Annotated in this window: 10 protein-coding genes; 3 read left to right on the top strand and 7 right to left on the bottom strand. The window is 70.4% G+C overall.

The features are described 5' to 3' along the window. Window positions 1-105 precede the first annotated feature (105 nt). The gene (locus tag TW83_RS03480) at window positions 106-933 is read left to right on the top strand and encodes a DUF6635 family protein (RefSeq protein ID WP_045981385.1); all 828 of its coding nucleotides are present in this window, start codon (window positions 106-108) and stop codon (window positions 931-933) included. Window positions 934-940: 7 nt separating this feature from the next. On the opposite strand, the gene queF is transcribed toward TW83_RS03480, so the two are convergent. Further along, entirely contained in the window at window positions 941-1,402 is a 462-nt protein-coding gene (gene queF, locus TW83_RS03485) for a preQ(1) synthase (protein ID WP_045981386.1), read from the bottom strand. A gap of 102 nt (window positions 1,403-1,504) precedes the next feature. Here queF and TW83_RS03490 point away from each other — a divergent pair, with 102 nt between their 5' ends. Further along, entirely contained in the window at window positions 1,505-1,903 is a 399-nt protein-coding gene (locus TW83_RS03490; protein ID WP_045981387.1) for a group III truncated hemoglobin, read from the top strand. A 14-nt stretch (window positions 1,904-1,917) separates the two neighbouring features. Here the strand turns inward: TW83_RS03490 and TW83_RS03495 are convergent, their stop codons facing one another. From TW83_RS03495 to TW83_RS03520, 6 genes are all read right to left on the bottom strand, one after another. Beyond that, entirely contained in the window at window positions 1,918-2,574 is a 657-nt protein-coding gene (locus TW83_RS03495) for a trimeric intracellular cation channel family protein (protein ID WP_239441277.1), read from the bottom strand. Beyond that, on the bottom strand, window positions 2,571-3,023 hold the full coding sequence (rnhA, locus tag TW83_RS03500; protein WP_045981388.1) for a ribonuclease HI: 453 nt from the start codon (window positions 3,021-3,023) through the stop codon (window positions 2,571-2,573). Before rnhA ends, TW83_RS03495 begins: the two co-directional genes overlap by 4 nt. Beyond that, window positions 3,016-3,621: a glutathione S-transferase family protein gene (locus TW83_RS03505; RefSeq protein ID WP_045981389.1), complete on the bottom strand. Its 606-nt coding sequence runs from the start codon at window positions 3,619-3,621 to the stop codon at window positions 3,016-3,018. Before TW83_RS03505 ends, rnhA begins: the two co-directional genes overlap by 8 nt. A 63-nt stretch (window positions 3,622-3,684) precedes the next feature. Further along, on the bottom strand, window positions 3,685-4,014 hold the full coding sequence (locus TW83_RS03510) for a DUF1330 domain-containing protein (protein WP_045981390.1): 330 nt from the start codon (window positions 4,012-4,014) through the stop codon (window positions 3,685-3,687). Between the two features lie 68 nt (window positions 4,015-4,082). Continuing rightward, window positions 4,083-5,039, bottom strand: a complete 957-nt coding sequence (ispH, locus tag TW83_RS03515) for a 4-hydroxy-3-methylbut-2-enyl diphosphate reductase (protein WP_045981395.1) — start codon at window positions 5,037-5,039, stop codon at window positions 4,083-4,085. A gap of 95 nt (window positions 5,040-5,134) precedes the next feature. Continuing rightward, complete coding sequence (locus TW83_RS03520) at window positions 5,135-6,565, bottom strand: cobyric acid synthase (protein WP_045981391.1); 1,431 nt, start codon at window positions 6,563-6,565, stop codon at window positions 5,135-5,137. Window positions 6,566-6,637: 72 nt separating this feature from the next. Between TW83_RS03520 and secG the strand changes: the two genes are divergently transcribed. Next, the coding region (gene secG, locus TW83_RS03525) for a preprotein translocase subunit SecG (protein ID WP_045981392.1) at window positions 6,638-6,749 on the top strand (112 nt) is incomplete at its 3' end.

The following is a 6,749-nucleotide window of genomic DNA, read 5'->3' on the forward strand; positions in this document are numbered from 1 at the left end:
TTTCATCCGCCCTCTATAGAAAGCGCCGCTTGGCGCTGCAAGCGCCGAACCTAGCGCATGGGCCCCCGTCCCGCTAGACTGCGGCTACCGCCTTCGGAGAGCCCGATGCCCCCCGCCCCCCTGCGCAGCCGCCTGACCCGTCGCGATGCGGCGCTGCGCCGGTTCACACGGCTGCGCTACGGACCGCGGGGCACGCTGGCACTGCACCGCCACGCGATCGGCGCGGACCTGCTGCGCGCGCCGGTGAACGTGATGCTGGCGCCGGTGGCCCTGCTGATGCTGGGCGCGGGCTGCGCCCTAACGCGAATGGGGGCCACGCGGGTGGGCGGCTGGCTGCGCAGCCGGCGGGTGTTCCTGCGGTCCGACGTCTCGGCGGTGATCCAGCGTGATCTGGTCGCGCTGATCGCCGATCTGCAGCAGCAGGGCCTGGGTCCGGACACGTCCCCCGACCGCATCGCCCACGCCATCCGCAGCCATGCCGACACCCGCAACGCCGTGGCCGAGATCACGACCTCGCTGATCGTGCTGACCGTGGGGATCGCGCTGTTTCACCGCGCGACACCGGGCATGATCTCGCTTGCCGGGCCGATGGCGCAGATGCGCGCGCATGCCGCCGCGGTGCGCGACTTCGCCCTGGGCGACACGTTGGGGCGGGCGTGGTACTGGGCCTTTCCGGTGGAGACCGCGCCGCTGACGGTCGTCGCGACCGGGGTGGCGCTGGCCTTCGCGGGGTCGCTGGTCACCACCTTCGCGGGGCTGATCGCGGACCCGGTCCAGTTGTGGACCGGCGTCCATCGGCGGCGCCTGTCGCGGCTGATGGCACGGCTGGATGCCGAGACCGACAGCGGCGCGCCAGAACCCGAACACCTGCTGGCCCGCCTTGGCGACGTGATCGACACGGCGCTGATCGCGCTGCGATCCTGGCGCGGCTGAACGCCGCCTAGCCGCGCCCGCGGTAGGTCGGCACGCCCTGATCGGGCAGCCACAGGCCCGCAGGCGCCGCGCCCGTCTGCCAGAACACGTCGATCGGCATGCCGCCGCGCGGATACCAGTATCCGCCGATGCGCAGCCAAGCCGGCTCCAGCAGGTCGGCGATGCGGCGGCCGATGCCCACGGTGCAATCCTCGTGGAAGGCGCCGTGGTTGCGGAAGCTGCCCAGGAACAGCTTCAGCGATTTCGATTCGACCAGCCAGTCGCCGGGGACATAGTCGATCACCAGATGCGCGAAATCGGGCTGGCCGGTCAGCGGGCACAGGCTGGTGAATTCGGGCTGGGTGAAGCGCACGGCATAGGTCTGGCCGGGCTGGGGGTTGGGCACACGTTCCAGCACGGCCTGGTCGGGGTGCTGCGGCAGGGGGGTGTCGCTGCCCAGCTGGGTCAGCGCGTCGGTATAGTGGCTCATGGCTCGCTCCTGTTTTGTCCGGGTGGGCTGCGACCGGGTGGCCCCCCTTACGGCGGCACGCGGCCCCTTGCAACCGCGCCGCCCCTGCCCCAGATGCGGCGCATGGACCCGCGTTTCGACATCACCGAGGCAGAGATCGCCCGCACCGTCGCCGTCTTCTACGGCGCCGTGCGGCGGCACGAGGTCCTGGCCCCGATCTTTGCCGAACATGTCGGCGACTGGGCCGCGCATGAGGATCGCATCGCTGCCTTCTGGAAGGGCGCGATCCTGCACAAGGCGGGCTACAACGGCAGCCCGATGCGCGCGCACCTGTCCGCGGGCAACGTCCGCCCCGAGCATTTCGAGATCTGGCTGGCGCTGTTCGACGAGGCGCTGCGCCGCACCCTGCCACCCTGGTCGGCCCGCGCCTGGTCGCAGATGGCGCATCGCATCGGCCAGGGGCTGCGCGCCGGGGTGCAGAACATCGACGCGGGCCGCGCGGGGCCGCCCGTCCTGCGCTAGCCGCCCGTCCTGCGCTAGCCGCGGGTGCGCGGCGGGCGGGGGCGATAGACCGGCAGCTTCCATCCTCGCACCATGCTGCCCGCACGCAGCACGAAGGTGACCACGCCGCAGGCGGCCAGCGCCTCGACCCGGCCCAGGCCCATCCAGACCAACAGCACCGCCGCCAGCGCCCCGCCAAACGCCGCCGTCAGGTACAGCTCGCCCTGCTTGAGGACCAGCGGCACCTCGTTGCCCACCACGTCGCGCATCAGCCCGCCGAAGGTGCCGGTGACGACGCCCATGATGACCACGATGACCGGACTGAACCCGCCCGCCAGGGCCACGGCGACGCCCGCGGGCACAGCCACGGACAGGGCAAAGGCGTCCAGCCACAGCAGCAGGCGATAGCGGCTTTCGAACCGGTGCGCGGTCCAGAACACGACCATCGCCGCCACCGCGGCCACCACGACCAGTGACGGCCGGGCGACCCAGAACACCATGTCGCGGCCCAGGATCAGGTCGCGCAGCGTCCCGCCGCCCACCGCCGTCATCGCGGCCATGAAGACAAAGCCCACCGGGTCCAGCTGCGCGCGGCTGGCCACCAGCGCCCCGGTCAGCGCAAAGACCAGCACCGAGGCATAGTCCAGCACCCAGACCAGCGTGGGCAGCCCCGCGATCACCTGTCCCGTCACGGCTTGAACGGCGCCATGCCCGCGCGGGCCAGTTCGTCCGCACGTTCGTTCTCGGCATGGCCGGCATGGCCCTTGATCCAGCGCCATTCGACGCTGTGGGTGGCCTGCGCCGCATCAAGTCGCTGCCACAATTCGACGTTCTTGACGGGCTTCTTGTCGGCCGTCTTCCAGCCGTTGCGCTTCCAGCCGTGGATCCACTGGGTCACGCCGTTCTTGACGTAATTGCTGTCGGTCACGATCACGATGGTGCTGGGCCGGGTCAGCGCCTCCAGCGCACTGATGGCGGCCATCAGCTCCATTCGGTTGTTCGTCGTGGCAGGCTCTCCGCCCTGCAGCTCGCGCTGCTTGACCACGTTCGCGCCGTCCAGCGCGCGCATCAGCACGCCCCAGCCGCCGGGGCCGGGATTGCCGCTGCAGGCGCCGTCGGTCCAGGCGAACAGCTCAGCCATCGATGGTCACGTGCCCCGGCAGGGCCACCACCCGCGCCAGCCAGCCGCGCACGGCCGGAAAGCGGTTCATGTCGAACCCGCCGCGCGCACCCGCACTGTGCGTATAGGCATAGAGGCAGATGTCGGCCAGGCTGGCCGCGTCGCCCACCAGCCAGTCTTGGGTCGCCAGGTGATCCTCCATCACGGACAGCAGCGCGTGGCCGCGATCCAGCAGGTCAGCCAGCCGGTCGGGCGTGGCATCCGCCGCGCGATGGGGATAGCTGACCAGCGCCTGACGCACCGCGATGACCGGTTCGTGGTTGTACTGTTCCCAGAACATCCAGCCCAACATCTGCGCCCGCAGGGTCCGGCTGGCGGGCCAATAGGCCGTGCCCTCGCCCAGATAGCACAGGATGGCGTTCGATTCCGCCAGCGTGGTCCCGTCGTCCAGACGCAGCGCCGGCAGCTTGCCGAAGGGCAGCGCGCCCTGGTCCTTGGCCTGCTGCAGGGCGGCCGATCCGTATTCGCAATCGACCCGGTCCAGCGACTGGCCGGTCAGCGCCGCCAGCAGCCTGACCTTGTAGCTGTTGCCCGATGAGGGCATCGAATAGAGCCGCATGCTGTCCCTTTCCGCCTTGTCCGCGCCGCTATAGCCGCGATCGGCGCGGCAGGCCAGCGGGCCTCAGGCGGGCGCGGGAAGATAGGGGATGCTGCCGGCCGCGTCGCTGTCGTCGATCAGCCGGAAATGGCTGACGGACCCGCCCTTGCGGGCATTCGCATGGGGCGCATAGTCGGGATCGTTGACGAAGCCCATCGCATCCTCGCGGGTCGGGAACTCGATCAGCGCGATCAGGGTGACGTCGCGGGCCTCGCCCTCCAGCGTCTCGATATGGCCGGACCGCGACAGGTAGCGGCCGTTGTGGCGGGCGGCGATGTCATGGACCGCCGCCGCATAGGGGGCGATCCAGGCGTCGTCGGTGACGGTGACTTCGGCAATCAGATAGACGGTCATGTGGGGTCCTCCAACCTGTGGCCGGAGGATAGGACCGGGGCGGGCGATCCGGCAAGGGGCCGGTTCGGTCAGGCCGTCTCGCGCAGGACGCGGGGGACCTTGAACTCGACCCGTTCCACGGCGGTCTCGACCACCTCGACGGTCACGTCATAGCGGGCGTGGAAGGCGTCGATGACTTCGTTGATCAGCACCTCGGGGGCGCTGGCGCCGGCGGTCACGCCGATGCTGCGGATACCGTCCAGCGCCCGCCAGTCGATCTCGGCCGCGCGCATCACCAGCTGGGCATAGCCGCAGCCCGCGGCACGCCCGACCTCGACCAGACGCTTGGAGTTGCTGGAATTCTCGGCCCCGATCACCAGCAGCGCATCGACATGCGGCGCCACCGCCTTGACCGCCGCCTGGCGGTTGGTGGTGGCATAGCAGATGTCTTCCTTGGCAGGCCCGATGATCGCGGGGAACCGCGCCTGCAGGGCCGCGACCACGGCGGCGGTGTCGTCGACCGACAGGGTGGTCTGGGTGATGAAGGCCAGGCGCGCGGGGTCGCGGACATCGACTCGGGCGACGTCGGCCACGTCCTCGACCAGGATCACCTCGCCCTCGGGCAGCTGGCCCATGGTGCCAAGGACCTCGGGGTGGCCCCTGTGGCCGATCATGATCATCTGCAGGCCCGCGGCGTGGTGCCGCTCGGCCTCGATATGGACCTTGCTGACCAGCGGGCAGGTCGCGTCGACATAGACCATCTCGCGGCGCTGCGCCTCGGCCGGGACGGCCTTGGGAACGCCATGGGCGGAAAAGATCACGGGCCGGTCGGCCGGGCATTCGTCCAGTTCCTCGACGAAGACCGCGCCCTTGTCGCGCAGCGTGTCGACGACATACTTGTTGTGCACGATCTCGTGGCGGACAAAGACGGGGGCGCCCCACTTTTCCAGCGCGAGTTCCACGATCTTGATGGCGCGGTCGACGCCTGCGCAGAAGCCGCGCGGGGCGGCCAGATACAGGGTCAGGGGGGCTTTGATCTGTTCCATGCCCCTCAGGTAGCGTGCCGACCCGGTTTCGTCCAGCGCCACGCGGTCACATCTGCTGCATCCTGCGCGCATGGCGGGGGCGCCCGCATCGGGGATCAGCGCGCGACGGCCAGCAGGGCCGCCACGTCCAGATGTGCCTCCAGGTGATCCGCCAGATCGTCCAGCGCGGCATCCACCCCCGCCTCGAACCCCGGACGCGAGGCGGCACCAAGCCGGGCCAGGAAGGCCGCGCGGAACGCGTCGTCGGAAAACAGCCCGTGCAGATAGCTGCCCGTCACGCGGCCATCCGCGCTGATGGCCCCGTCGGGGTCGGGGACATGGGCAAAGGGGCGTGCGCAGTCCGGGCCGTCGGTGCGGCCCATGTGGATCTCGTATCCCGACACGGGCTGGCCCAGGGCGGTGCCGGTCACACGGGTCAGCCGCTTGTCGGGGGCCATGACGGTGGTCACGTCCAAAAGGCCCAGCCCCACCACCTGCCCTGCCACCCCGTCCGCGCCCGACGGATCGTCGATCATCCGGCCCAGCATCTGATAGCCACCGCAGATGCCCAGCACATGCCCGCCGCGCCGGTGATGCGCGGCCAGGTCGATGTCCCAGCCCTGCGCCCGCAGGAAGGCCAGATCGCCCAGGGTCGATTTCGTGCCCGGCACAATCACCAGACCGGCGTCGCCGGGGATCGCCTGTCCCGGCGCCAGCATGGTCAGGCGCAGGCCGGGTTCCGCCGCCAGCGGGTCCAGGTCGTCGAAATTGGCGATGCGCGACAGGGTCAGGCAGACGACATGCAGCCCCGTCCCGCCACTGGCGCGCAGATCGACCGCATCCTCCGCCGGAAGGCGGTGCGCGTCCGCGAACCACGGCACGACACCGAAGCCGCGCCAGCCGGTGCGCGCCTCGATCATCCGGTAACCGTCGTCGAACAGGCGCGGGTCGCCGCGGAACTTGTTGACCAGGAACCCGCGGATCATCGCCGCGTCGCCAGCGTCGATCACGGCCTGGGTGCCGACGATCTGGGCGATGACCCCGCCGCGGTCGATGTCGCCCGCCAGCACGACGGGCACCCCCGCCGCGCGGGCAAAGCCCATGTTGGCGATGTCGCGGGGGCGCAGGTTGACCTCGGCGGGGCTGCCCGCCCCCTCGACGATCACCAGGTCATGGGCGGCCGACAGGCGGGCAAAGCTGTCCAGAACCCCACCCAGCAGGCGAGGCTTCAGCCCCTGGTAATCGCGCGCCTCGGCCCGGCCGATGGCGCGGCCCTGCAGGATCACCTGCGCGCCGCGGTCGGTCTCGGGCTTCAGCAGGACCGGGTTCATGTCGGTATGCGGCTCCAGCCCGCAGGCGCGGGCCTGCAGGGCCTGGGCGCGGCCGATCTCTCCGCCGTCGGCGGTGACGGCGGCATTGTTGGACATGTTCTGCGGCTTGAAGGGCGCCACGGACAGGCCGCGGCGGGTCGCGGCGCGGCACAGGCCCGCCACCAGCATCGACTTGCCGACATTCGAGCCGGTGCCCTGGATCATCACCGCAACCATCGGACACTCTTGCTTGCCATCACCCTGACAGGTGACTAGATAGGCGCGTCCGCAAATGAAAGGCCGAAAGCCGTGGAAAACGTCATCCTGACCGTCCATCTGATCCTGGCAGTGATGCTGGCCGGGGTCGTCCTGCTGCAGCGTTCCGAAGGGGGCGGGCTGGGCATGGGCGGCGGTGGCGGTG

The sequence above is a fragment of the Paracoccus sp. S4493 genome (assembly GCF_000967735.1).
Taxonomy (GTDB): Bacteria; Pseudomonadota; Alphaproteobacteria; order Rhodobacterales; family Rhodobacteraceae; genus Paracoccus; species Paracoccus marcusii.